Here is a 25,488-nt window from a genome sequence, read left to right as displayed (position 1 = left end):
CAATGGATATCTCACCACTTCTTTTATCGTTAAAAACAGCGTGTCTGGCAACAGTCATTACATTTTTTGCCGGACTTTGGATTGCCTATAAAGTGATAAAAATAAAGCATGGAAAAGCGGTATTGGATACAATATTAACATTGCCGATGATACTGCCGCCGACAGTCGTCGGCTTTTTTCTATTGCTTTTTTTTGGAAAAAGCAGTCCGTTGGGAGCGTGGCTTTCCGAACATGGAATGCCGATTGTATTTTCATTTGCAGGTACGGTGATCGCATCTGTGGTTGTATCGTTTCCATTGATGTACCGAACTGCACGCAGTGCATTTGAACAGATGGATCAGAATCTAGTGTATGCGGGACAAACGTTAGGCCTTTCTAATTACACGATCTTTTGGAAAGTTATTTTCCCGAACTGTTTTCCGGGAATTGCAGGGGGAACGATTCTGGCATTTGCAAGAGCTCTCGGAGAATTTGGCGCAACAATCATGCTTGCCGGAAACATTCCGGGAAAAACACAGACAGTGGCGATAGCGGTATATTCTGCCATGCAAAACGGAAACCGCACACAGGCATATCAATGGGTTGGGGTTATCATGCTGATTTCTTTTTTGTCAATCTTGCTTATGAATCTTGTAAACAGACAGCAGATGAAATATGCAATTAGGAGGAAATAAGATGTCTCTTTCGGTAAATATTAAGAAAAAAATAGAAGGATTTACCTTGGATGTGGCTTTTGAGGCAGAGAATGAATTTTTTGCTGTTCTTGGGGAAAGCGGTTGTGGAAAAAGTCTGACACTTCGATGTATCGCAGGGATTGAGAGACCGGATACGGGAAAGATTGTGTTGAATGGCAAAGTGCTGTTTGATTCGGAAAAACATATTAACCTGCCGCCTCAGAAGAGAAAAATCGGTTATTTATTTCAAGATTATGCATTGTTTCCAAACATGACTGTTGAAGAAAACATCGGAATCGGTATTGAGAAAAAGCGAAGAAAAGAAGAGGTCGCGCGTTTTGTGAAGATGTTTTTTCTGGAAGGGTTTGAAAAAAAATATCCGTATATGCTTTCAGGTGGACAAAAACAGCGAGTGGCCATTGCGAGAATTCTCATTCTCAATCCTGAGATGATACTTTTGGACGAACCGTTTTCAGCAGTTGACAGCTATTTAAAATGGAAATTGGAACAGCAGATCATGGAGCTTGCAAAATTATATAACAGCACAATTCTCTTCGTTTCTCACAACAGAGATGAGGTTTATCGGCTCTGTGATAAAATGGCGGTGATTCATAACGGAAAAGTAGAAGTGACAGGTGAAAAAAAGGAAATTTTCAAAAATCCAAGGACGGTTTCAGCAGCAATCCTGACGGGGTGTAAAAACATAACAGAGATGGTAACAGAGGGGCAATATATATATTGTAAGGACTGGAACATCAGAAAAAGAATTGTATGTTCAGAAAAAGTGATTGGAAAAGCACTTGGAATCCGGGCGCATGATATAAAAGTAATCAAGGAAAGAGAATATGCGGATGCAAAATGTGTTGTGGAGGATGTGATTGAGTCGACCTTTGATATGATTTATCTTCTGAGACCGGATGGGGCGAAAAAACCTCTGCGCATGCAACTTCCAAAAAGCCAGGTTTTGGTTTATCATGAAAAGGAAGAAGTGTATATTTCTCTTTGGGAAGAGGCACTTTTATTTTTGCAGCAGTAATAGCGGAATCCTTGAGAAAGAACTTGTCGAAAAGTGTACTATCCCGTATAATAAATAGCAGTGAGTAAGGGAAAAGGAAGACAGATAAATGGGAATACCGGTGAAATTGCAAGTGTTTGAGGGACCGCTTGATCTGCTTTTGCACTTGATTGAAAAAAATAAGATTGATATCTATGACATTCCGATTGTGGAGATTACCAATCAGTATATGGATTATATCCGTGAGATGCAGAAGAAGGACTTGAATATTATGAGCGAATTTCTTCTGATGGCAGCAACACTGTTGGACATTAAATGCAAGATGCTTCTTCCGAAAGAAGTCAACGAAGAGGGGGAAGAGGAAGACCCAAGACAAGAGCTTGTAGAGCAGCTTTTGCAATATAAGATGTATAAATATATGTCATATGAGCTTCGGGATCGTCAGATTGATGGTGAGCGTATGATGTTCAAAGGCCCGGATATACCGGAGGAAGTCAAAACCTATCAACAGCCATTTGATTTGGATGAGCTTTTGGATGGACTTACTTTGGCAAAACTGAATCGGATATTTAAAGATGTCATGAGACGTCAAAATGATAAGATAGATCCTGTAAGAAGTATATTTGGTAAAATTGAGAAAGAAGAAGTGACCGTGGATGATAAGATGGAATATCTGAATGAGTATATCAGAACACATCACAAATTCAGCTTTCGTAATCTTTTGATGCACCAGAAGTCAAAACTGCACATTGTAGTTACATTTCTTGCTGTTTTGGAGATGATGAAAATCGGAGCGATCACGATTGAACAGGAGCATACATTTGGAGAGATTATGATTACTTCTCGACAAGATTCACAATCCGGTGAAAGGTGGAATACAGAGAATGAAGATTAAAAAGATGGAAGGGATTATAGAAGCAATTCTCTTTACAATGGGAGAATCGGTTGAACTTGATAAGATTGCAAGAACATTAGAGCAGGATGTGGAGACAACACGGAAAGTAATACACAATATGATGGATCGATATGAAAAAGAAGATAGGGGAATTCATATTATTGAATTGGAAAATGCATTTCAAATGTGTACCAAAAAGGATACGTATGAGTATTTGATCCGAATTGCCAAACAGCCTAAACGTCATGTTCTGACGGATGTTGCACTGGAGACGCTCTCGATTATTGCGTATAAACAGCCCATTACAAAGCTTGAGATTGAAAAGATCCGTGGGGTGAAATCAGACCATGCAGTTAACAAGCTGATTGAATATGATCTGGTTGCGGAGGTCGGAAGAATGGATGCGCCTGGAAGACCGCTTTTGTTCGGCACCACAGAAGAATTTCTTAGAAGATTCAGTGTGCAGTCTGTCGATGAGCTTCCGAGTATCAATCCGGAAAAAATGGAGGATTTCAAAGCGGAGGCAGAAGATGAGGTACAGTTGCGTCTGAACCTCTAAATAGGAATGGATGTTTCGTGCATTGCATATATTGAACAAAAGAATCAATAGGCGGGACATCGTGAAACGGATATTAGTATTTATATTGACATGTGCGCTCCTTTTTGGGATAACCTCATATGCAAAAGAGGAGGAGCCAAAACAATTATACGCCCAGTCAGCGGTCCTTATGGATGCGGACAGTGGGCGTGTTTTGTTTGAAAAGAATGGATATGAACAAAAAGCAATGGCGAGTACGACAAAGATTATGACCTGTATTTTGGCGTTGGAAAAAGGAAAACCAGATCAAATTGTCACAGTGTCAGAGAATGCGGCAAGACAGCCGAGAGTACATTTGGGAATGGCAAATGGAGAACAATTCTATCTGCGTGATCTTTTATATTCTTTGATGTTGGAGTCACACAATGATTCGGCAGTTGCAATTGCAGAACAGGTGGGAGGAACAGTAGAGGGATTTGCTCGAATGATGAATGAGAAAGCAGAAAAAATCGGATGTAAGGATACATATTTTATAACACCAAACGGTCTGGATGCTTCTGATGAAAATGGGAAACATTCTACAACAGCGGAAGAACTGGCAAAAATCATGCGGTATTGTATTAAGCTTTCACCTCAAAAAGAGCTGTTTTTGGAGATAACCCAGACGCAGAACCACACATTTACAGATGTAGAAGGAAAGCGACAATTTTCCTGTAATAATCATAATGTGTTTTTAGGGATGATGGATGGAGCACTGTCTGGGAAAACTGGTTTTACAGGTGATGCGGGGTATTGCTATGTTGGGGCTTTAAAGCAGGGAGAAAGGACATTTATCGTGGCACTTTTAGGGTGTGGGTGGCCAAACAATAAAGGTTATAAATGGAAAGATACGAAAGCATTGATGGAGTATGGACTTCAAAAATATGAATACGAGAATGTATTCCAAAAACAGGACAGCTCTTGTATCATCGTTGAAAATGGGATTCCGGAAAGTGATGATATTTTTGATGTGGCGATGGCAGAGACAAAAATCAAAACAGATACGCAGGAACTGCCATTTTTGTTGAAGGAGGGGGAAACAGTAGATATCAAGACTGATATTAAAAAGACATTGAAAGCGCCCGTCCAGGCAGGAGAGACTGTAGGGAGTGTTACATATTATCTGAAAGATTTTAAAATAAAGGAATATCCGCTTGTAATTACAAAGTCAGTGCCGCAAAAAACATTTATATGGTACTTACAAAAGCTCTTTACTATGTATATGTTAAAATAAATCAATAAAAATGATTAAATTTGTCACTGTTGCGTGATGGATAAATATGGTAGGATAAATAAAGATAATAAAATTGATTTATTTTAACAAAGGGGTAAGAAAGATGAAGAATTTTGAAAAATATGAGAGAAGTTATTTTATGCCGCCTGAAATCAGCTATGATTGGGTAAAAAAAGATTATATTGACAAAGCGCCGATTTGGTGCAGTGTGGATCTGCGAGATGGAAATCAGGCACTGATTGAGCCGATGAGTTTGGAAGAAAAGATAGAATTTTTTCAGATGCTTTTAGCAATTGGATTCAAAGAGATTGAAGTTGGTTTTCCGGCAGCTTCAGAGACAGAGTATCAGTTTCTGCGAACCTTGATTGAGCAGAATATGATTCCGGATGATGTGACGATTCAGGTTCTGACGCAGGCGCGTGAACATATCATCAAGAAGACATTTGAGGCAGTCAAAGGAGCACCGCATGCAGTAATTCATTTATATAATTCGACATCGGTAGCGCAACGAGAGCAGGTGTTCAAAAAATCAAAAGAAGAAGTAAAGCAGATTGCAATCGACGGTGCAAAACTGTTAAAAAAACTTGCGGATGAGACAGAAGGAAACTTTACATTTCAATACAGCCCAGAGAGCTTTCCTGGAACCGAGGTTGATTATGCATTGGAGGTGTGCAATGCAGTGTTGGAAGAGTGGAGACCGACGAAAGATAATAAAGTCATCATCAATCTTCCGACAACTGTTGAAAATGCAATGCCGCATGTGTTTGCAACACAGGTAGAGTATATGAGTAAAAATCTGCTGTACAGAGAGAATGTGATCTTATGTCTGCATCCACATAATGACAGAGGATGCGGAGTCTGTGATGCAGAACTTGGTGTGCTTGCAGGAGCTGATAGAATCGAGGGAACCTTATTTGGAAATGGAGAGCGAACAGGAAATGTGGATATCATCACACTGGCGATGAATATGTTTTCTCATGGCGTGGATCCAAAACTTGATTTTTCAAATATGGGAGAGATTTGTGAAAAATACGAGAGACTGACAAGAATGCATGTGTACGAAAGACAGCCATATGCTGGAGAATTGGTATTTACTGCATTTTCGGGATCGCATCAAGATGCAATTGCGAAAGGAATGGCATATAGAGAAGAAAAAGAGCGCGCCCATTGGACAGTTCCATATCTTCCGATTGACCCAAAAGATGTTGGAAGAGAATATGATTCAGATGTGATTCGCATTAACAGCCAGTCAGGAAAAGGCGGCGTAAACTACATATTAAAACAAAGTTTTGGAATTAGTCTTCCAGAAAAAATGCGGGAGGAAGTTGGTTATCTTGTGAAGGATGTGTCAGACAAGGCGCATAAAGAACTTACTCCGGAATGGATTTATCATATTTTTGAAGAGAATTATATTCATGTCAAAAATACGTTTGCAATTGATGAATGCCATTTTGAACAGGGAGATGGAATGAAAGCAGATGTGACTATTGGCTATGATGGCAGAAAATATGTGATGATGGGTGTTGGAAATGGACGGTTGGATGCTGTCAGCAATGCAATCAAACAATATTTTAATATCGGTTACGAGTTATCTTTTTATGAAGAACATTCTCTTACTAAAGGCTCGTCGTCAAAGGCAGTGGCATATGTAGGGGTAAACTGTAAAGGAAAGGTATACTGGGGAGTTGGAATTGATGCAGATATCATCAAGGCATCTATAGAGGCATTGACCGTTGCGGTAAATAAAATTGAAGAGATACAGCATGCTAACGACGAAAAAGAGGAGAGAATGATAGAAATTTTGAATTATATCCAGGCGAATTATTTGCATGTGACTTTAGATGATCTTTCTGAAAAATTCTTTTTATCAAAGCCGTATTTGTCAAAATATATTAAGGAAAAATCAGGTATGACATTTGGAGAAATCGTTAAAAAAGCAAGAATGAAAAAAGCAAAGAATTTGTTGAAGACAGGAAACATGACTGTAGAAAAAGTAGCATTGGCAGTTGGATATCAGAATGTAGAGCATTTTAACAGATTATTTAAAAAGGCATATGATATGACGCCTGTGCAGTATCGGAATCGAAAGGAATAAATCAAAAATATGAAAAAAACTGGTTTGAATTTTATTTTCAAACCAGTTTTTTGTATGGAAACTTATTCTTCTGTTAACTTGTTTAATGGTTTTGTCAGTAAGAACATAACAACCGCACAGATGAATGCAACGATTGCAAATGTTACGAATACTGGCATAATACCCATTTTTTCAACGATTTTCTGGAATTGACCGTTGATTAAGTTTGCAAAGAATGTTGCTAAAGTCCAAACACCCATCAATACAGATAAGTATTTCTTTGGAGCATACTTACTTACGAAAGAGTTTCCAAGTGGGGAGAAGCAAATCTCACCGATTGTAAGGAAGATTCCGAATAAGAAGATCCACATTACATTACCTTTTACAGAAGATGGAGCACCAACACCTCTTGTTAACTCTGTCATTACAAGCATAATGTAAGAGATTCCCAAGAATACAAATGCAAGAGTGATTTTGCTGAACATTGACAAGTCACCTTGAGGTCTTTTTGCTAATTTTGCCCACAATTTAGCAGCTGCCAAACTGAGAACGATACATAACAGACCATTCCATGTTGTTGTTAAGTGAGCTGGCGAAAGTTCGAAGAAACCAAGGTCTCTGTTTACATAATCCTGTAAGTAGAATGTAAGAACAACGTCCTGCTGATAGTAAGCCAGCCAGAAAATAATTGAGATGGCAGATACCAAGACGATAGCCCATACGTTTTTCTTCTCTTTTGATGTAAGTGGAGCTGTTGATTTTTCTTTCTTTTCTTTCTTTACTTCACCGATTACATTTCCGTTTGTATCTGTAAGATATTTAAATGGCTTGATACCCTGTCCCTGTAATTTTCCATAGCAAAGTGTAAAGAAAATACCACCGATGATTACAAGAATACCGCTAAGTAAGAATACCTGACGGAAACCTAACATCTGTCCTTGCTTAAATGTGTACATATATAATGTTGCACAGATCATAGATCCAAAGAAAGAACCAATGTTAACGAATGAATACTGGATAGAAAATGCTGAATCCAGTAAATCCTGGTCATCAAACAGACGTCCGATAATAGCAGCAAGGTTTCCCTTGAAGAATGCAGTACCGATAGATACGACTAAAATCATTACCCATACCATAGGTACGCTGTGTGCCTGCCATCCGCAGAAATATCCAAGACCCATGATGATACATCCAAGTGTAACGGCATATCTGGCACCTAAGAAACGGTCGCTTAACCATCCTCCGATAATTGGTGTGATGTATGTAAGTGAAGTAAGCCAAACTGCGATTTCACCAGCCTGTGCTTTAGTTACTCCGATACCGCCTTCTGCTACAGATGCAGCAAGGAATAAGGCTAAAAGCGGTTTTGTACCATAGAACGCAAAACGTTCAAATGTGTAAGTGATACAACAAATGTAAAATCCAATCGGATATTTTGCTTTTTTTGCTGTTCCCATAAATAAAGTCCTCCAAATAAAGTTATTTTAAATTTCTCTCGTGTAGATGCGAAGCCATTCTTCTTCCTCTTTTGTCAGATGAGGAGCGATGATATCATAAACTTGCTTATGATATGCATTCAGCCAGGCTTTTTCATCTTCCCTCAGAAGATCTGGATTGATTGCATCCAAATCAATAGGTACATAGGTGATTGGCTCAAAGTACATGAACTGTCCATACTCAGTCTCTTCACCTTTTCGTACTACTAATTCATTTTCGGTACGGATACCATGAGAACCCTCGATATAAATACCAGGTTCATCTGTAATCACCATGCCGGCTTCCAACGGATGCGCTTCATGTCCGCGAATGCGCCATCTAAAACCGGTAGGTCCTTCGTGGATATTTAGAAGATAACCAACGCCGTGTCCGGTACCGTGATTGTAATCAAGACCTAATTCCCACATTGGCTGACGGGCTAATACATCAAGATTATAACCGCAGCAGCCATACAAAAATTTGGCTCTTGACAGGTTCATCATACTTCTTAAAACTGTTGTGAAATGAAGTTTCAACTCATCATTGATCTCTCCTAAAGCAACAGTTCTTGTAATATCTGTGGAACCTTCATAGTAATTTCCACCAGTGTCTGTTAAGAACAGATTTCCGGCTGTCAACTCACAGTCTGTCTCTGCGGAAGAAGTGTAGTGACACATTGCAGCGTTTGCCTTGAATGCGCAGATTGGCTCAAAACTAGGCCATAAGAAACCTTCCTGTTGGGCGCGCAGATTTTCAAGTTTGTCTGATGCACTCATCTCAGTCATCTTTTCTTTGCCAAGGCTTGTTTTTAACCAATACATGAATTTCGTATGAGCAACGCCATCCTTTACATGTGCTTTTTTGATGTTTTCAATTTCTACATCATTCTTCATTGCTTTATATAAAATAGTAGGATTGGTCTTTTCAACTTTTTTTGTACTATCCGGGATATTATTATACAAAGCATAATTGATTCTTGCAGGGTCAATCAGGACTGTGTTATTAGAATCAAAGTCTTTTACAAAAGTATAAATGTCATTATATGGATGGAAAACAACATTATCCTTTTTAAGTTCTGATTTTACATGTTCATCTAGTCTGCTTTCATCTATAAATAAATGTACTTCATTCATTGTGATTACAGCATAACTTAGAACAAGAGGAGAATACATTACATCGTTTCCTCTGATATTAAGAAGCCATGCAATATCGTCCAATGTAGTTAAAACATGTACGTCAGCACCGTTTTCCTTCATTGCATCTCTCAAGCGAGAGAGTTTGGAAGTTGTGGCTTCACCGGAAAATTTTTCATCCAGTAAAAATACAGGTTCGGCTGCAAGGCTTGGCCGTTCTTCCCAAACGGCATCCACAAGGTCGTAAGAGTATTCAATACGGATATTCTTATAAGAAAATTGTTCTGCGAAATCTTTTCCTTCCTGCATAGCGATGACACGTCCGTCAAATCCTAAAGTCCCATTTTCAGGGAGTACAGAGTCAAGATACTCCGAGACAGTTGGAACTCCCGCGTTACCCATGCGATAGAGTGTTACACCACTCCCGGCAAGCTGAGCTTCCGCCTGAATAAAATAACGTCCGTCTGTCCAAAGACCTGCAGCATCTTTTGTGATTACAGCGGTTCCCGATGAACCTGTAAAACCAGTGATAAATTCTCTGGATTTAAAATGTTCACCGACATATTCACTTTGGTGATTATCTGCAGATGGCACAACATAAGCATCGATATGTTTTTCTTCCATAAAGGAACGAAGCTTCGCTATTCTGTCTGATACGTTCAATCCGAATACCTCCTTAAAGTAATTTAGTAAATTATTATCCCGTAAGTTGAATTGTAGCATAAACGAAAGACAGGTACAAATGTTTTTTTTAGAAAGTAGGGTATGTGAAAAAAATATCAAATATTATGGAAAAAGAATTGCTATTTCTAAAAATATAAGATATAATTAAAATTGGCAGAAAATTGGTTTAACTTTTAAAAAATATATAAAAATGGAGGACTAGATTTATGAGCAACACAATATCTAAAAACCTCGCAAGTACAAGAATTGCCACTTTACTTGACGAAGGAAGCTTTGTTGAAATCGGTGGCGCAGTTACAGCAAGAACAACCGACTTTAACATGCAGGAGAAAGAGACTCCGGCTGATGGTGTCATCACAGGTTATGGAGTGATTGATGGCAATTTGGTGTACGTATACAGCCAGGATGCTTCTGTTTTAAAAGGAGCGATCGGAGAGATGCACGCAAAGAAGATTGCCAATATTTATGATATGGCAATGAAGATGGGAGCACCGGTTATTGGTCTTGTAGACTGCGCAGGATTAAGACTTCAAGAGGCAACGGATGCATTGAATGGATTTGGCAGCCTTTATATGAAACAGGCTATGGCATCTGGGGTGATTCCACAGATTACAGCAGTTTTTGGAAAATGCGGTGGTGGACTTGCCGTTGCATCTGCGATGACTGATTTTACTTTTATGGAAGGAAATGGGAAATTATTTTTAAATGCTCCAAATGCAATTGCAGGAAATGAGGTTTCAAAATGTGACACTTCATCTGCAAAATTCCAAAGCGAAGAATCCGGTTTGGTTGATGGAGTTGGAACAGAGGAGGAGATCCTTGGACAGATTCGTTCTTTAGTATGCATGCTTCCAACAAACAATGAAGATGATGCGTCTTATGATGAGTGTCTGGATGATTTGAATCGTGTTTGTGAAGGTATTGACAATGCAGTCGAGGATACTTCTATCGTTCTTGCTTTAGTATCTGATGACAATGTATTCTTTGAGACAAAGAAAGAATACGGAAAAGATATGGTGACCGGTTTTATCCGCTTGAATGGAATGACAATCGGAGCCGTTGCAAATCGCGCGAAGATATATGATGAAGAAGGCAACGCCGTGCAGGAATTTGGCGGAACATTGTCTGTACGCGGATGTAAGAAAGCGGCTGATTTTGTGAACTTCTGTGATGCATTCAATATCCCGGTTGTAACCCTTACAAATGTGACAGGATTTGAGGCGAGCAAATGTTCTGAAAAATCGCTTGCAAGAGAAGCGGCAAAATTAACTTATGCATTTGCAAATGCAACAGTACCAAAAGTAAATTTGATTATTGGAAAAGCATATGGAAGTGCTTATGTGACAATGAACAGCAAATCTATCGGGGCTGATATGGTATACGCATGGCCAACAGCAGAGATTGGAATGATGGATTCGACATTGGCAGCAAAAATTATGTATGCGGATTCGGATGCAGAGACAATCAATGCAAAGGCTTCAGAATACAGAGAGATTCAGTCAAGTCCGATATCTGCGGCAAGACGTGGCTATGTAGACACGATCATTGAACCTGCAGATACAAGAAAATATTTGATAGGTGCATTTGAGATGCTGTTCACAAAGAGAGAAGACCGCCCGGCAAAAAAACACGGAACGGTTTAGTGAGGTGAGGCAAAGTGAAGAAAAGAATGAGCTTAATAGTATGTGTTTTGGCAGCATCGCTTAGTTTTGCAGGGTGTTCCCAGAAAGCAGACACCGAATATGATGAATCTGCAGCACAACAGATAACAGAGACACTTATCACTAGTTTTTCCCAGATGGGAAAAGAAGGGTTTGAGCAATTTAGATCTCTTTCAGACTACCAGCTGGATTACACGATGATGCAGTCAGGACTTCCAATTGAGGGGGATAATTTCCTGTCTATGCTTGATGCGTGGGAGGGAGCTGAAAAAGAGTGTGGCTCTTATGTAAAACATGGTGAATATGAGTTTGAAGCATCCGATAAAGAACTTTCTGTTTCTACATTGGCAGAATATGAAGACAGAGATGCGACGATTGAATTTAAGTTTGATGAAGACTTGAACTTAGAGTCTATGGATGTTTCAGCAAAATACACGACAGCAGAGATTTTAGAAAAAGCAGGATTGAATACGGTATTAGGTATGGGAACAGTATTTGTTGTCTTGATTTTCCTGGCATTTTTGATTTCGTTGATCAAATATATTCCACCATTTGTGGAGAAATTCACAAAGAAGAGTCCGCAGCCGGTTCAGACAGCGACACCTGTAGTTGCAGAGACGGCAGAAGAAGATACAGAGTATGTAGACGATTTGGAATTAGTGGCAGTGATTACAGCTGCAATTGCAGCACAGACAGGCACATCGACAGATGGTTTTGTAGTGCGCTCTATCAGACGTCGCCCGTCAAATAATTGGAATTAAGTAGAAGAATTTAGGAGGAAAATAAAAATGAAAAGCTATACAATCACAGTAAATGGCAATGTATATGATGTAACAGTAGAAGAGAACGGAGCAGCAACACCGGCAGCGGCAGCAGCACCGAGAAAGGCAGCGCCTGCACCGAAGGCACCGGCGGCAGCACCAAAAGCAGCGGGAGCAGCAGGCGGAATCAAAGCAGAAGCAGGAGCAGCAGGTAAAGTATTTAAAGTAGAGGCAAGTGTTGGACAAAAAGTTTCCAAAGGAGATACAGTAATCATTCTGGAAGCAATGAAGATGGAAATTCCGGTTGTAGCTCCGGAAGATGGAACAGTTGCAAGTATTGATGTGGCAGTAGGTGATGCAGTAGAAGCAGGAGCAGTAATGGCTACATTGAACTAGGGGGTCAAAAAATGGAATACATTACAAGTACATTAGGAAACCTCATGGATCAGACGGCATTTTTTAACCTTACAGTAGGAAATTATGTCATGATTCTGGTAGCATGTGTGTTTCTATATTTGGCAATCGCAAAAGGATTTGAGCCACTTTTATTGGTTCCGATCGCCTTTGGTATGCTGTTAGTTAACATTTATCCGGACATTATGATGTCGATTGAAGAATCTTCAAACGGGGTCGGCGGATTATTACATTATTTCTATTTATTAGATGAGTGGGCAATTTTGCCATCTCTGATCTTTATGGGGGTTGGTGCGATGACGGACTTTGGACCATTGATCGCTAACCCAAAGAGTTTCCTTCTCGGTGCCGCAGCGCAGTTTGGTATCTTTGCGGCATACCTTGGAGCAATGGCAATGGGATTCTCTGACAAAGCGGCAGCAGCAATTTCAATCATCGGTGGAGCAGATGGACCGACATCTATTTTCCTTGCCGGAAAATTGCAGCAGACTGCAATTTTAGGACCGATCGCAGTGGCGGCATACTCTTATATGTCACTCGTTCCTATCATTCAGCCTCCGATCATGAAGCTATTGACAACAGAAAAAGAACGTAAAATCAAAATGGAGCAGTTAAGACCTGTTTCCAAACTGGAAAAGATTCTGTTCCCGATTATTATCACAATCGTTGTTTCTTTGATTCTTCCTACAACAGCTCCGCTTGTTGGTATGCTGATGTTAGGTAACCTGTTCAAAGAATCAGGTGTTGTAAGACAGCTGACAGAGACAGCTTCCAATGCGTTGATGTACATCGTAGTTATCTTACTTGGTACTTCGGTTGGTGCTACAACAAGTGCAGAAGCATTCTTAAACTTGGATACAATCAAAATCGTTGTGTTAGGTCTTGTAGCGTTTGCGTTCGGTACGGCGGCAGGTGTACTGTTCGGTAAATTGATGTGTAAGCTGTCGGGCGGAAAAGTAAACCCTCTGATTGGTTCGGCAGGTGTGTCTGCGGTTCCTATGGCAGCCAGAGTTTCTCAGAAAGTCGGTGCAGAGGCGGATCCTACCAACTTCTTGCTGATGCATGCGATGGGACCTAACGTTGCCGGTGTAATCGGTACTGCGGTAGCAGCCGGAACATTTATGGCAATCTTTGGAGTGAAATAAATATGGAGGACAATAGAATGGAAATCACAAAAAAACCAATTAAAATTACAGAAACTATTTTACGTGATGCTCATCAGTCTCTGATTGCGACAAGAATGACAACAGAGCAGATGCTTCCAATCGTAGATAAAATGGATCAGGTAGGTTACCACTCAGTAGAATGCTGGGGGGGAGCTACATTTGATGCATCACTTCGCTTCTTAAAAGAAGATCCATGGGAGAGACTTCGTAAGTTCCGTGATGGATTTAAAAATACAAAATTACAGATGTTATTCCGTGGACAGAATATCTTAGGATACCGTCCATATGCAGATGACGTAGTAGAATACTTCGTTAAAAAATCTGTAGCAAACGGAATTGATATCATCCGTATTTTTGACTGCTTAAATGATATCCGTAATCTTCAGACTGCTGTAAAAGCTGCAGTAGCAGAAAAGGCAGATGCACAGGTAGCACTTTCTTACACATTGGGAGATGCTTATACATTAGATTACTGGATGGATATTGCAAAGAAAATTGAAGACATGGGTGCGACATCAATCTGTATCAAAGATATGGCTGGACTTTTGGTTCCTTATAAAGCAACCGAATTGATTGAAGCGATGAAAGATGCAACAGATCTTCCAATTCAGCTTCACACACACTATACTTCAGGTGTGGCTTCTATGACATATTTGAAAGCAGTTGAAGCGGGAGTAGATGTAATCGATACAGCAATTTCACCATTTGCAATGGGAACATCTCAGCCGGCTACAGAAGTTATGGTGGAGACATTCAAGGGAACACCGTATGACACAGGACTTGATCAGAATCTGTTGGCAGAGATTGCGGATTACTTCAGACCAATTCGTGATGAAGCCTTGGATTCCGGATTGTTAAATCCAAAGAACCTCGGTGTAAATATCAAGACATTGCTTTATCAGGTACCAGGTGGTATGTTGTCGAACCTGACATCTCAGTTAAAGGAACAAGGTGCAGAAGACAAATTCTACGATGTGCTTGAAGAAGTGCCGAGAGTTCGTAAAGATCTTGGCGAGCCACCACTTGTAACACCGTCTTCACAGATCGTTGGTACACAGGCTGTATTTAACGTATTGATGGGTGAACGTTACAAGATGGCTACAAAAGAGACGAAAGATATCTTGAGCGGAAAATACGGAGCAACTGTAAAACCGTTTAACAAAGAAGTTCAAAAGAAATGTATCGGTGATACAGAAGTGATCACATGCCGTCCGGCAGATTTGATTCCGGATGAATTGGATACATTAAAAGGAGAAATGGCACAGTGGTCACAGCAGGATGAAGACGTATTATCATATGCGTTATTCCCACAGGTTGCAACAGACTTCTTTAAATACAGAGAAGCGCAGCAGACAGGTGTTGATCAAACTGTTGCTGATACAGAAAACGGAAGTTATCCGGTCTAAGATAAAAGACGAAAAAGAGGAACTGCAGATAAAAAGCAGTTCCTCTTTTTGCGTGGATTATTCACCTAAGCAGTTCATGTCGTTGATGCCGCAGGTTGTATCCTCGTCCTCGGCGACACAGTTCATATCATTGATACCGCAAGTCGTATCTTCATCTTCTGACAAGCAGTTCATATCGTTAATGCCGCAAGTTGTATCCTCATCTTCTGTAACACCGTTCAAATTTGTGATACTCAAATTGTCTGCCATAATATATTTCCTCCTTTCGCATGGTCGAACATTTATCTGATTTCATTATAGCAAAGCTTGCTGAAATGACAAGCATAAGAAATCTTCTTTTTACAGATTTTATCGAAAAACTATACAATACGCAAAAATTGTACAAAATAAGTGAAGGATCGAGAAAACAGCTTGAACAGTAGATAAGAAATATCTATAATAAATGTAACAGTATTAAAGAAAGGTGTGTGAAATGATGCGAAGTTTGATTAATGAAGAAGTAAAAGCGTTCAAAGTACAGGCTTATCACAACGGGGCATTTGAAGAAATTACCAGGGAAGATATACTTGGGCATTGGTCTGTATTTTTCTTTTATCCGGCAGATTTTACATTTGTATGTCCTACGGAGCTTGGCGATTTACAAGATTTTTATGAAGCATTTCAAGAGTGTGGCTGTGAGATTTATTCCGTATCCATGGATACACATTTTGTGCATAAGGCATGGGCAGACGCATCGGACACGATTAAAAAAATTGAATATCCGATGTTGGCTGATCCGACAGGAGAGCTTGCAAAATTTTTTGGCGTCAGACTCAAGGAAAAAGGTCAGGCACTGAGAGGAACTTTTATTATAAATCCGGATGGAAAAATCAAAGCATATGAAGTACATGATCTTGGAATTGGAAGAAATGCAGAAGAACTTCTCAGAAAAGTTCAGGCAGCTCAATATGTAGAAGAGCACGGAGAACAGGTGTGCCCTGCAAACTGGAAACCGGGAGAAGAAACTTTAATGCCGAGTTTGGATTTGGTTGGAATGCTGTAAAAGGAGTTTTTATGGATCAGATGAAAAAAATTTCGGGACAGAGTAGATTGGTATCAGAAGAATTAAAACAACAGATTGCTCCTTTGTTTCAAAAGATGAGACGAACTGTCGTTTTGCATGCAGTTTTAGACTTCGAAGATGAAAAGAGTCTGGAACTTGGTTCCTTTTTAAAAGCAATTGCCTCTGTGAATGAACAAGTACAGGTGCATTTTTGGGGAAAGAATGAGAATGAAGTTATTTTCCAAGAACTTCATGGAGAACATTTGCCGGTTGTTGGAATTTATGATGAATCGGGAGTATATTCGGGAGCGTGTTTTCATGGAGTGCCGGGAGGAAAAGAGATCAATTCTTTTTTGGCGTCAATTTGTAATGCAGGAGGTGACGGACAGAAACTAGAACGAAAAACAAAAAAAGAAATTGAGAAAATTGATTTTTCGGTTGCAATCAAAATTTTTGTATCCTTATCCTGCCATCACTGCCCACATGTAGTGGCTGCATGCCAAAAGATTGCGATGGAAAGCGACTATGTCACAGCGGACATGTATGATGCAAAATTGTATTCGGATCTCATTGAAAAGTATAAGATTGGGCGTGTTCCAATGACCGTTATCAATGATGAAATTGTCGTGATGGGGCAGAAAACAATTGATGAAATTGTGAAAAGTTTGACAACTATGTAAAGTGTATAAAACTGATAGCTAAATATTATGAGTTTTCTACAAAATTAGTTGTTTTGTGGGAAAAGAGATTGAAATGAGAATTTTTGTGTGATATGATTTTACTAACTTAAGAACGACCATGAGAGAAGAGCGAGGTAAAAAACAACAGAAATGTTGTAGTTTGTCTTGCTCTTTTTTATAGTCAAAGGAGGTAAGTATGTCAAAAACAAAATGGAAGCTTGCAGAGGCATTAAAGAAACTGATGAAAGAGAAAAGCCTTCATAAAATTACGATTCAAGATATTGTGGAAGAAAGTGGACTGACAAGACAGTCGTTCTATTATCATTTTCATGATATTTGTGAAATTATTGAATGGATTTGTAAAAACACTCTTTTAGAAAAGTGTGATGTGGAAGAAAAAACGCCGGATTGTTGGATCTATACACTTTTTGAAAATGCACATGCAGACAGAAATTTTTACAGGAAAGTGATTCAGGAATTTGGTCGGGAATTGTTGGAAAAAGCAGTTATAACTGATGTGGAAGAGCGCATGAAAAGAATGCTCTCTGTTTATAAAATAGAAGAAAATGAAGTGCTCACTTTTCTGACGACATCTCTTTTGAATTATGTGATCATAGTAGCGGAAACGTATGATGATAAGATTGGTCATGAGCAGATCGAACATATTCTTCTGTTTTTGAAAAATGGGATGCAGGAATATTGTCACAATCAGAATAATGTGCAATGTGCATAAAAATAAATTTTTAACAATCTAAAACTATACAAAATATATAAAATGTATAATGACAAAAAATAAAAAAGGTGGTAATATGATTACAATAAGTAATGTGAAAAATGCTAAAAAGAAAAAGGAGGATGTATTCACATGGCAAAATATGTAATGGCACTAGATGCAGGAACAACGAGCAACAGATGTATTTTATTTAATGAAAAAGGCGAGATGTGCAGCGTGGCACAACGGGAATTCACGCAGTATTTTCCACAACCTGGATGGGTGGAACATGATGCAGATGAGATTTGGGCAAGCCAGCTTGGCGTAGCTGTGGAAGCAATGAATATGATCGGGGCAACCGCAGAGGAGATCGCAGCAATTGGTATCACAAATCAGAGAGAGACAGCGATTGTGTGGGATAAGAACACAGGGGAACCGGTATATCACGCAATAGTATGGCAGTGTAGAAGAACTTCTGAATATTGCGACTCTTTGAAGGAGAAAGGGCTGACAGAAAAATTCAGAGAAAAGACAGGACTTGTCATCGATGCTTATTTTTCAGCGACAAAGGTAAAATGGATCTTAGATAATGTACCGGGAGCAAGAGAACGGGCGGAAAAAGGAGAGTTATTGTTCGGTACAGTTGAGACATGGCTGATTTGGAAATTGACGAAAGGCGCTGTGCACGTAACAGATTATTCAAATGCGTCACGCACAATGCTCTTTAATATCAACACACTTGAATGGGATGATGAGATTTTAGCAGAATTGGATATTCCAAAATCAATGCTTCCGGAAGCTAAACCTTCAAGTTGTATTTATGGAGAAGCAGATCCATCATTTTTAGGAGGACCAATTCCAATTGCGGGTGCTGCGGGCGACCAGCAGGCTGCTTTGTTCGGACAGACATGTTTTACTGCGGGAGAAGCAAAAAATACATATGGTACGGGATGTTTCTTATTGATGAACACAGGCGAGAAACCTGTTTTTTCAAAGAATGGTCTTGTAACAACAATTGCATGGGGATTAGACGGAAAAGTTAACTATGCGTTGGAAGGTTCGATTTTTGTGGCAGGTGCGGCTGTACAATGGCTTCGTGATGAGATGCGAATCATCGATTCTTCACCGGACTCTGAATATATGGCGAAAAAAGTAAAAGACACAAATGGATGTTACGTAGTACCGGCATTTACTGGTTTGGGAGCTCCGCACTGGGATCAATATGCAAGAGGAACTATTGTAGGAATTACACGTGGTGTTAATAAGTATCATATTATCCGTGCTACTTTGGAATCATTGGCATATCAGGTAAATGATGTTTTAGATGCGATGAAAGCAGATTCGGGAATTTCACTTGCAGCGTTAAAAGTAGATGGAGGAGCAAGCGCAAATGATTTCTTGATGCAGACACAGGCTGATATTATTGATGCGCCGGTTAATCGTCCGCAATGTGTAGAGACAACTGCTATGGGAGCTGCTTATCTTGCAGGTTTGGCAGTTGGATATTGGGCAAACAAAGAGGATGTAATAAAGAACTGGGCGATTGATAAGACGTTCAAACCATCTATTACGGAAGAAGACCGTATGGCTAGAATCAAAGGCTGGAATAAGGCTGTAAAATATGCTTACGGATGGGCAAAAGAAGATTAAGGATTGTGAAAAGTGAAAGGGGGATCTTTATATGTTACCATATATAGCTGAATTTTTAGGAACAATGATGCTGATCTTACTTGGAGATGGTGTTGTAGCCAATGTAACATTGAATAAATCCGGAATGAAAGGTGCGGGTTCGATTCAGATCACATTTGCCTGGGGTCTTGCAGTTATGATACCAGCTTATATTTTTGGAGCGGCTTCCGGTGCATCTTTTAATCCGGCGCTCACGCTGGCACTGGCGATTGATGGAAGCTTTGACTGGGCATTGGTACCAGGATATATTATTGCTCAGTTTGCAGGTGCGTTTGTAGGCGCCTGTCTGGTATATATTTTATTCAAAGAACAGTTCGATGCGACACCGGAACCTGCTGCAAAATTAGGAGCATTTTCTACAAGTCCATCAGTTCCGAATCTTCCACTAAATATTTTGAGCGAAGCAATCGGAACATTCGTATTAGTGTTTGCTATCAAAGGAATCGCAAACGTGGATGGAATTGCAGGTGGATTGGATAAATTCTTAGTATTTGGAATTATTGTATCAGTTGGTATGTCACTAGGTGGGCTTACAGGATATGCCATCAATCCGGCACGTGATATCGGACCTCGTTTGGCACACGCTATACTGCCGATTAAAGGAAAAGGATCTTCTAATTGGGGATATGCAATTGTTCCATTGGTAGGACCGATTATCGGTGCGATTGTGGCAGTGCTTTTGTATGGAGCAATTCCATGGTAAAGATAAGAAAAATTGAATACCGCAAACGATAGGAGAAAAGAGTCAGGCGTTTTAGAATCGGGTAGTGCCCGGGTCTTTGCCTGACTCTGTCTTATTTTAAGTAAATTATAATTAAAAAGGAGATAGAAAAATGTATGATGTTATGATTGTAGGTGCAGGTGTTGTAGGCTGCGCAATTGCAAGAGAATTATCAAAGTATCAGGTGAATGCCTGTGTGATTGAAAAGGATGAAGATGTATGTAACGGAACATCGAAGGCGAACAGTGCGATTGCGCATGCCGGATTTGATGCAAAGCCGGGAACACTGAAGGCGAAGCTGAATGTGGAAGGAAATCTAATGATGGAACAATTGTCAAAAGAATTAGATTTTCCGTTTAAACAAACAGGAGCGTTTGTTGTCTGCGTGCGTGAGGAGGATAAACCAAAGTTACAGGAACTGCTTGACAAGGGTGTCAAAAATGGCGTGAAAGGGCTTCGTATCCTAAATAAAGAAGAAGCGCATGAGATGGAACCAAATCTTACAGATCAGGTTGTTGCTACACTCTATGCACCGACATCCGGAATTGTATGTCCGTTTAATATGACGATCGCCTTTGCGGAAAATGCAGTTGAAAATGGCGTGGAATTTAAACTGAACACAAGTGTAGAGAACATTAGTAAGACGGAGAACGGTTATCTTGTCGAGACGTCGAAAGGAACATTTGAGACAAAAGCGGTTGTGAATGCTGCTGGTGTCTATGCTGATGAAATTCATAATATGGTATCCGAAGATAAGCTGAAAATCGTGGCAAGACGAGGGGATTACTGCCTGTTAGATAAGACGGCGGGAAATCATGTAAGCAGGACAATTTTTCCATTGCCAAATGAATTGGGAAAGGGAGTATTGGTATCTCCGACAGTACATGGTAATCTGATTGTAGGACCGACAGCTATGGATGTAGAAGACAAAGAAGCAAACAATGTGAGACAGGAAGGAATTGATTTCCTGATGGAAAAAGCAGGAGAATCTGTTGCAAATCTTCCGATGCGCCAGGTGATCACTTCTTTTGCAGGATTGAGAGCTCGCGAGAGTAAAGGAGACTTTACAATCGGAGAGGCAAGGGATGCGAAAAACTTCTTTGATGCAGCAGGAATTGAATCACCGGGACTTACAAGTGCTCCTGCAATTGGAGTGATGGTTGCAACTATGGTGAAAGATGCACTGCAGCTTCCGGTAAATGAAAAATTCGTGGCACAGAGAAAAGGTGTCTTGAATCCGCAGACACTTTCGAAGGAAGAACGGGCGGCATTGATTAAAGAAAATCCAACATACGGAAACATTATCTGCAGATGTGAAACGGTGACAGAAGGAGAAATTATTGACGCAATTCAGCGTCCTTTGGGAGCACGTTCATTAGATGGTGTGAAACGTCGGACAAGAGCAGGAATGGGACGTTGCCAGTCGGGCTTTTGCTCACCGAAAACGATGGAAATTCTTTCGCGCGAACTTGGAATTGATATGGCGGAAGTGACAAAATCAGGCGGCGAATCAAAAATTATCGTAGGAATCAATAAAGATCATCTGTAGAAAGAGGAGGCATATACATGAAATCATATGATATTGTGATTGTAGGAGGAGGACCGGCAGGACTTGCTGCTGCGGCTTCTGCAAAGGAACACGGAATTGACAGCATCTTAATTTTAGAAAGAGACAAGGAACTTGGTGGTATTTTAAATCAGTGTATTCATAACGGATTTGGACTTCATACATTTAAAGAAGAGTTAACAGGACCTGAGTATGCAGGAAGATTCATAGAAAAAGTGGAAGAACTTGGAATTACATATGAACTTAATACGATGGTGATGGATATTTCAAAAGATAAGGTTGTCACAGCGATGAACCGAGAGGAAGGGCTGTTTGAGATTCAGGCAAAAGCAATTATTTTGGCAATGGGATGCCGCGAACGTCCTCGAGGTGCGCTAAATATTCCGGGGTATCGTCCGGCTGGAATTTTTTCTGCAGGAACGGCGCAAAGACTAGTTAATATGGAAGGATATTTGCCGGGAAGAGAAGTTGTGATATTGGGCTCCGGCGATATTGGACTTATTATGGCAAGAAGAATGACGCTGGAAGGGGCTCATGTGAAAGTGGTTGCAGAGTTAATGCCATATTCCGGCGGGCTGAAAAGAAATATTGTGCAATGTCTGGATGATTATGGAATTCCTTTGAAATTAAGCCATACGGTTATTGATATTGACGGAAAAGAGAGAGTCAAAGGTGTCACACTTGCTCAGGTAGATGAAAAAGGCAAACCGATCAAAGGGACAGAAGAATATATTCCATGTGATACATTGTTGCTGTCAGTTGGACTTATCCCGGAAAATGAACTTTCAAGAGGACTTGATATCGATATGGAACGAGTGACTTCCGGACCGGTAGTAAACGAGAGCCTTGAGACAAGTATGGAAGGTGTTTTTGCATGCGGAAATGTACTTCATGTACATGATCTTGTCGACTTCGTGTCAGAAGAGGCTGCTATGGCAGGGAAAAACGCAGTGAAATACATCAAGGGCGAGCTGGCAGCCGCTGACAAGAAAATTGATCTTGTACCGGAAGATGGTGTTCGATATACAGTTCCGAAATATATCCGTCCGGAAAATATGGATGAGAAACTGACGGTTCGTTTTCGTGTCGGAGGCGTGTTCAAAAATTGTTATATCAGTACATATTTTGATGGGGAACGTATTATGAGAAGAAAACGTCCGGTTGTAGCGCCTGGTGAAATGGAAGAGATCAAACTTACAAAAGAGCAGTTGAGCCAATATCCGGATCTGAAGAAAATAACCATAAAGGTTGAAAAGGAGTAGTGATAAGGATGGAAAAAAGAGAATTGATTTGTATCGGATGTCCTTTGGGATGTATGATTTCGGTGGAATTGGAAGGAAAAGAGGTAAAAAATGTGACAGGAAATACTTGCCCAAGAGGAAAGGTGTATGCGGAGAAAGAAGTAACGAATCCTATGCGGATTGTGACAAGCAGTGTGCGGGTAAGCGGAGGGGATAAAGTGTCGGTCTCCGTAAAAACAAAAAGCGATATTCCAAAGGGGAAAATTTTTGATGTGGTGCGGGACTTGAAAGATGTTGTGGCGAAAGCACCGATAAAAATCGGAGACATATTAGTGAAAGATGTAGCTGAAACAGGGGTAGACATTGTTGCAACTGCAAATGTGAATCAGAAATAGAAATAAAGTCAGGGACGGAGTTTTTGCTTCGTCCCTGATTACGTCTTGAATAAAAAATATAAGTCGTGTATAATGAATTCGCATATTGATAGTAAGATACCGGAGGCAAATTGTGAATAATAAAAACGCAAATGAATTGTTAAATAAAATAGATAAAAATTATGAACAGATGAGTAAAGGACAAAAACTGCTGGCAGATTATATTTTGAAAAATTATGACAAAGCAGTATTTCTTACCGCAGCAAAACTTGGGAAAGTGGTGGGGGTCAGTGAGTCTACTGTTGTCAGATTTGCAACGCAGTTGGGGTATCAAGGGTATCCGGGATTTCAGAAAGCACTAGAAGAGCTTGTGCGGAATAAATTAAATTCGATTCAGCGCATGGAAGTGACGTATGGTCGGATCAGTCAGTCGGAAATTTTGGCATCGGTTCTTCAGTCGGATATTGAAAAAATCAAGCTTACACTTGCCAATATGGATCAGAATGCATTTGAGCTTGCCGTGGACACTATTTTGAATGCAAAACGTATATATGTGGTGGGAATTCGAAGTTGTGCACCGCTGGCTAATTTTCTGAGTTTTTATCTGAATTTGATTTTCGATAATGTGACATCGGTTCACACAAACAGCTCAAGCGAGATTTTTGAACAGCTTATACGGATCGGGGCGGAGGATGTGATTATCGGCATCAGTTTTCCGCGATATTCAATGCGTACGTTGAAGGCGCTGGAATTTGCGAGCAACCGGAAAGCAAAGGTGATCACACTGACAGACAGTGTACATTCTCCAATGACATTATATTCATCCTGCAATCTGATTGCGAGAAGCGATATGGCATCTATTGTAGATTCGCTGGTTGCTCCGTTAAGTGTTGTGAACGCACTTGTGGTGGCATTATGCATGAAAAAACAGAAAGACGTCATTGCCACCCTTGAGACACTGGAACAAATCTGGGATGAATATCAGGTATACAGCAGCGATGAATTGAATCAGGTAGACGATTCGGTGTCGCTTAATTTTAAAGAAAATGAGGAAACGTAGATGAGTAAAGTACTTGTGATAGGAGGCGGTGCGGCAGGAATGTTTGCCGCAATTTTTGCCGCTTATAATGGAAATGAAGTTCATATTTTTGAAAAGAACGAAAAACTTGGAAAGAAGCTGTTTATCACAGGAAAAGGGCGCTGTAATATTACAAATGCAAGTGATATGGATACTTTGTTTGCCTCTGTGGTGACAAACCCTAAATTTTTATACAGTAGTTTTTACGGTTATGACAATCAGAATGTGATTGAATTTTTTGAAAGAATCGGTGTGAGAACAAAGGTTGAGCGTGGGAATAGAGTGTTTCCGGTGTCAGATCACTCGTCGGATGTCATCGGCGCATTGACAAAAGAATTACATCAGCTTGGCGTTTCGATTCATCTGCATACAGAAGTGAAAAGGGTTGTCGGCGAGGGCCGATTTGAATACTTGGAAACGAAGGATGGGAAAAAGATTACGGGAGACGCATGTATTGTTGCGACAGGTGGATTTTCTTATCAGACGACCGGATCGACGGGAGACGGATATCGTTTTGCAGAAGAAACAGGACATCAAGTTACTGATATTATGCCGGCGCTTGTCCCGTTGGAGCTTAAAGAAACCTACGTAAAAGAACTTCAGGGGTTGTCGCTTCGGAATGTGACTGCAGCGATATATGATGGAAAGAAAAAGTTGTATGAAGATTTTGGTGAGATGCTGTTTACGCATTATGGAGTGAGCGGACCTTTGATGCTCAGCGCGAGCAGTTATATCGGAAAACAGTTGAAAAGAAGTGAACTGAAATTGGTTATTGATTTGAAGCCGGCATTGTCTTTTGAACAGCTGGACCAAAGAGTGCTCAGAGACTTTGAAGAGAATAAGAATAAGCAGTTTAAAAATGCTGTTACCAAGCTGTTTCCGGGAAAACTGCTCCCGGTGATGCTTAAGTTAAGCGGTATTGATGTTGAAAAAAAGGTGAATCTGATCTCGAAAGAAGAGCGTCACCAATTTGTGCATTTGATGAAAAATTTTACGTGGACTATCACAAGGCTGAGAGATTTCAACGAAGCGATCATCACAAAGGGCGGAGTGAAGGTGAAAGAGATCAATCCTTCTACAATGGAGTCAAAACTGGTGAGCGGACTTTATTTTGTGGGGGAAGTATTGGATCTGGATGCGCTGACAGGTGGATTTAATTTACAGATTGCATGGTCGACAGCGTATGCAGCGGGAAGCAGCATTTTTTAAAACAG

The 25,488-nt window shown here is 40.2% G+C and carries 24 protein-coding genes; 21 read left to right on the top strand and 3 right to left on the bottom strand.

Translation table 11 applies throughout. The annotated features are described in order from the left end of the window. Positions 1 to 2: 2 nt before the first annotated feature. The 6 genes from modB (at position 3) to BQ5364_RS10245 (ending at position 6,490) form a co-directional block, all read left to right on the top strand. Positions 3 to 674 carry a molybdate ABC transporter permease subunit gene (modB, locus tag BQ5364_RS10270; protein ID WP_004613818.1) on the top strand — a complete coding sequence of 224 codons (672 nt, stop codon included), beginning with the start codon at positions 3 to 5 and terminating at the stop codon, positions 672 to 674. Between the two features lies 1 nt (position 675). Beyond that, on the top strand, positions 676 to 1,710 hold the full coding sequence (locus BQ5364_RS10265; protein ID WP_022250415.1) for a sulfate/molybdate ABC transporter ATP-binding protein: 1,035 nt from the start codon (positions 676 to 678) through the stop codon (positions 1,708 to 1,710). Positions 1,711 to 1,798: 88 nt separating this feature from the next. Next, on the top strand, positions 1,799 to 2,584 hold the full coding sequence (locus tag BQ5364_RS10260) for a segregation and condensation protein A (protein WP_004613816.1): 786 nt from the start codon (positions 1,799 to 1,801) through the stop codon (positions 2,582 to 2,584). After that, a complete protein-coding gene (gene scpB / locus BQ5364_RS10255; RefSeq protein ID WP_004613815.1) occupies positions 2,574 to 3,143 on the top strand; it encodes an SMC-Scp complex subunit ScpB in 570 nt (189 codons plus the stop codon). The genes BQ5364_RS10260 and scpB overlap by 11 nt, the downstream gene beginning before the upstream one ends. Before the next feature lie 10 nt (positions 3,144 to 3,153). Next, on the top strand, positions 3,154 to 4,395 hold the full coding sequence (locus BQ5364_RS10250; RefSeq protein ID WP_004613814.1) for a D-alanyl-D-alanine carboxypeptidase family protein: 1,242 nt from the start codon (positions 3,154 to 3,156) through the stop codon (positions 4,393 to 4,395). Positions 4,396 to 4,498: 103 nt separating this feature from the next. Continuing rightward, positions 4,499 to 6,490, top strand: a complete 1,992-nt coding sequence (locus tag BQ5364_RS10245; RefSeq protein ID WP_022250412.1) for a 2-isopropylmalate synthase — start codon at positions 4,499 to 4,501, stop codon at positions 6,488 to 6,490. Between the two features lie 62 nt (positions 6,491 to 6,552). Here BQ5364_RS10245 and BQ5364_RS10240 read toward each other — a convergent pair whose 3' ends face one another. Beyond that, a complete protein-coding gene (locus BQ5364_RS10240) occupies positions 6,553 to 7,926 on the bottom strand; it encodes a peptide MFS transporter (protein ID WP_004613812.1) in 1,374 nt (457 codons plus the stop codon). 27 nt (positions 7,927 to 7,953) lie between these two features. Next, entirely contained in the window at positions 7,954 to 9,741 is a 1,788-nt protein-coding gene (locus BQ5364_RS10235; protein WP_071144253.1) for an aminopeptidase P family protein, read from the bottom strand. 227 nt (positions 9,742 to 9,968) lie between these two features. Here BQ5364_RS10235 and BQ5364_RS10230 point away from each other — a divergent pair, with 227 nt between their 5' ends. From BQ5364_RS10230 to BQ5364_RS10210, 5 genes are read left to right on the top strand one after another with little or no spacing between them, the layout of a single operon-like run. Then, positions 9,969 to 11,405, top strand: coding sequence for an acyl-CoA carboxylase subunit beta (locus BQ5364_RS10230; protein ID WP_071144252.1), 1,437 nt, complete (start codon positions 9,969 to 9,971; stop codon positions 11,403 to 11,405). Positions 11,406 to 11,431: 26 nt separating this feature from the next. Next, positions 11,432 to 12,184: an OadG family transporter subunit gene (locus tag BQ5364_RS10225; protein ID WP_004613808.1), complete on the top strand. Its 753-nt coding sequence runs from the start codon at positions 11,432 to 11,434 to the stop codon at positions 12,182 to 12,184. A gap of 27 nt (positions 12,185 to 12,211) precedes the next feature. Next, on the top strand, positions 12,212 to 12,580 hold the full coding sequence (locus BQ5364_RS10220; RefSeq protein WP_071144251.1) for a biotin/lipoyl-containing protein: 369 nt from the start codon (positions 12,212 to 12,214) through the stop codon (positions 12,578 to 12,580). 11 nt (positions 12,581 to 12,591) lie between these two features. Next, positions 12,592 to 13,743 carry a sodium ion-translocating decarboxylase subunit beta gene (locus BQ5364_RS10215; protein ID WP_004613806.1) on the top strand — a complete coding sequence of 384 codons (1,152 nt, stop codon included), beginning with the start codon at positions 12,592 to 12,594 and terminating at the stop codon, positions 13,741 to 13,743. Between the two features lie 17 nt (positions 13,744 to 13,760). Beyond that, a complete protein-coding gene (locus tag BQ5364_RS10210; protein ID WP_022250408.1) occupies positions 13,761 to 15,170 on the top strand; it encodes an oxaloacetate decarboxylase subunit alpha in 1,410 nt (469 codons plus the stop codon). A 57-nt stretch (positions 15,171 to 15,227) separates the two neighbouring features. Here the strand turns inward: BQ5364_RS10210 and BQ5364_RS10205 are convergent, their stop codons facing one another. Further along, positions 15,228 to 15,419 (bottom strand): hypothetical protein, encoded by a 192-nt coding sequence (locus BQ5364_RS10205; protein ID WP_022250407.1) that lies wholly within the window; start codon positions 15,417 to 15,419, stop codon positions 15,228 to 15,230. 226 nt (positions 15,420 to 15,645) lie between these two features. Between BQ5364_RS10205 and ahpC the strand changes: the two genes are divergently transcribed. From ahpC to BQ5364_RS10155, 10 genes are all read left to right on the top strand, one after another. Further along, positions 15,646 to 16,212 (top strand): alkyl hydroperoxide reductase subunit C, encoded by a 567-nt coding sequence (gene ahpC / locus BQ5364_RS10200; protein WP_071144746.1) that lies wholly within the window; start codon positions 15,646 to 15,648, stop codon positions 16,210 to 16,212. An 11-nt stretch (positions 16,213 to 16,223) separates the two neighbouring features. Further along, positions 16,224 to 16,892 carry a thioredoxin family protein gene (locus BQ5364_RS10195; RefSeq protein ID WP_022250405.1) on the top strand — a complete coding sequence of 223 codons (669 nt, stop codon included), beginning with the start codon at positions 16,224 to 16,226 and terminating at the stop codon, positions 16,890 to 16,892. A gap of 196 nt (positions 16,893 to 17,088) precedes the next feature. Then, a complete protein-coding gene (locus BQ5364_RS10190) occupies positions 17,089 to 17,625 on the top strand; it encodes a TetR family transcriptional regulator (RefSeq protein ID WP_004613800.1) in 537 nt (178 codons plus the stop codon). A gap of 132 nt (positions 17,626 to 17,757) precedes the next feature. After that, complete coding sequence (gene glpK, locus BQ5364_RS10185; protein ID WP_022250403.1) at positions 17,758 to 19,254, top strand: glycerol kinase GlpK; 1,497 nt, start codon at positions 17,758 to 17,760, stop codon at positions 19,252 to 19,254. 31 nt (positions 19,255 to 19,285) lie between these two features. Continuing rightward, positions 19,286 to 19,996: an MIP/aquaporin family protein gene (locus tag BQ5364_RS10180; RefSeq protein ID WP_004613798.1), complete on the top strand. Its 711-nt coding sequence runs from the start codon at positions 19,286 to 19,288 to the stop codon at positions 19,994 to 19,996. A 130-nt stretch (positions 19,997 to 20,126) separates the two neighbouring features. Further along, the gene (locus tag BQ5364_RS10175; protein WP_071144250.1) at positions 20,127 to 21,563 is read left to right on the top strand and encodes an NAD(P)/FAD-dependent oxidoreductase; all 1,437 of its coding nucleotides are present in this window, start codon (positions 20,127 to 20,129) and stop codon (positions 21,561 to 21,563) included. Between the two features lie 17 nt (positions 21,564 to 21,580). Next, positions 21,581 to 22,843 carry an NAD(P)/FAD-dependent oxidoreductase gene (locus BQ5364_RS10170; protein WP_004613796.1) on the top strand — a complete coding sequence of 421 codons (1,263 nt, stop codon included), beginning with the start codon at positions 21,581 to 21,583 and terminating at the stop codon, positions 22,841 to 22,843. A gap of 8 nt (positions 22,844 to 22,851) precedes the next feature. Continuing rightward, positions 22,852 to 23,217, top strand: a complete 366-nt coding sequence (locus tag BQ5364_RS10165; RefSeq protein ID WP_004613795.1) for a DUF1667 domain-containing protein — start codon at positions 22,852 to 22,854, stop codon at positions 23,215 to 23,217. A gap of 112 nt (positions 23,218 to 23,329) precedes the next feature. Further along, complete coding sequence (locus BQ5364_RS10160) at positions 23,330 to 24,256, top strand: MurR/RpiR family transcriptional regulator (RefSeq protein ID WP_004613793.1); 927 nt, start codon at positions 23,330 to 23,332, stop codon at positions 24,254 to 24,256. Next, on the top strand, positions 24,257 to 25,483 hold the full coding sequence (locus tag BQ5364_RS10155; RefSeq protein WP_004613792.1) for a BaiN/RdsA family NAD(P)/FAD-dependent oxidoreductase: 1,227 nt from the start codon (positions 24,257 to 24,259) through the stop codon (positions 25,481 to 25,483). The last annotated feature ends 5 nt before the right edge of the window (positions 25,484 to 25,488 follow it).

It is taken from the genome of Coprococcus phoceensis (assembly GCF_900104635.1).
Taxonomy (GTDB): Bacteria; Bacillota; Clostridia; order Lachnospirales; family Lachnospiraceae; genus Faecalimonas; species Faecalimonas phoceensis.
This window is presented reverse-complemented; position numbering and strand designations above follow the sequence as displayed.

Coding starts and splice junctions, on each gene's coding strand:
- BQ5364_RS10170 (WP_004613796.1), top strand. CDS start 21,581: ATGAAATCATATGATATTGTGATTGTAGGAGGAGGACCGGCAGGACTT.
- BQ5364_RS10175 (WP_071144250.1), top strand. CDS start 20,127: ATGTATGATGTTATGATTGTAGGTGCAGGTGTTGTAGGCTGCGCAATT.
- BQ5364_RS10250 (WP_004613814.1), top strand. CDS start 3,154: ATGTTTCGTGCATTGCATATATTGAACAAAAGAATCAATAGGCGGGAC.
- BQ5364_RS10230 (WP_071144252.1), top strand. CDS start 9,969: ATGAGCAACACAATATCTAAAAACCTCGCAAGTACAAGAATTGCCACT.
- BQ5364_RS10205 (WP_022250407.1), bottom strand. CDS start 15,419: ATGGCAGACAATTTGAGTATCACAAATTTGAACGGTGTTACAGAAGAT.
- BQ5364_RS10225 (WP_004613808.1), top strand. CDS start 11,432: ATGAGCTTAATAGTATGTGTTTTGGCAGCATCGCTTAGTTTTGCAGGG.
- BQ5364_RS10210 (WP_022250408.1), top strand. CDS start 13,761: ATGGAAATCACAAAAAAACCAATTAAAATTACAGAAACTATTTTACGT.
- glpK (WP_022250403.1), top strand. CDS start 17,758: ATGGCAAAATATGTAATGGCACTAGATGCAGGAACAACGAGCAACAGA.
- modB (WP_004613818.1), top strand. CDS start 3: ATGGATATCTCACCACTTCTTTTATCGTTAAAAACAGCGTGTCTGGCA.
- scpB (WP_004613815.1), top strand. CDS start 2,574: ATGAAGATTAAAAAGATGGAAGGGATTATAGAAGCAATTCTCTTTACA.
- BQ5364_RS10240 (WP_004613812.1), bottom strand. CDS start 7,926: ATGGGAACAGCAAAAAAAGCAAAATATCCGATTGGATTTTACATTTGT.
- BQ5364_RS10195 (WP_022250405.1), top strand. CDS start 16,224: ATGGATCAGATGAAAAAAATTTCGGGACAGAGTAGATTGGTATCAGAA.
- BQ5364_RS10245 (WP_022250412.1), top strand. CDS start 4,499: ATGAAGAATTTTGAAAAATATGAGAGAAGTTATTTTATGCCGCCTGAA.
- BQ5364_RS10165 (WP_004613795.1), top strand. CDS start 22,852: ATGGAAAAAAGAGAATTGATTTGTATCGGATGTCCTTTGGGATGTATG.
- BQ5364_RS10265 (WP_022250415.1), top strand. CDS start 676: ATGTCTCTTTCGGTAAATATTAAGAAAAAAATAGAAGGATTTACCTTG.
- BQ5364_RS10190 (WP_004613800.1), top strand. CDS start 17,089: ATGTCAAAAACAAAATGGAAGCTTGCAGAGGCATTAAAGAAACTGATG.
- BQ5364_RS10180 (WP_004613798.1), top strand. CDS start 19,286: ATGTTACCATATATAGCTGAATTTTTAGGAACAATGATGCTGATCTTA.
- BQ5364_RS10155 (WP_004613792.1), top strand. CDS start 24,257: ATGAGTAAAGTACTTGTGATAGGAGGCGGTGCGGCAGGAATGTTTGCC.
- BQ5364_RS10215 (WP_004613806.1), top strand. CDS start 12,592: ATGGAATACATTACAAGTACATTAGGAAACCTCATGGATCAGACGGCA.
- BQ5364_RS10220 (WP_071144251.1), top strand. CDS start 12,212: ATGAAAAGCTATACAATCACAGTAAATGGCAATGTATATGATGTAACA.
- ahpC (WP_071144746.1), top strand. CDS start 15,646: ATGCGAAGTTTGATTAATGAAGAAGTAAAAGCGTTCAAAGTACAGGCT.
- BQ5364_RS10260 (WP_004613816.1), top strand. CDS start 1,799: ATGGGAATACCGGTGAAATTGCAAGTGTTTGAGGGACCGCTTGATCTG.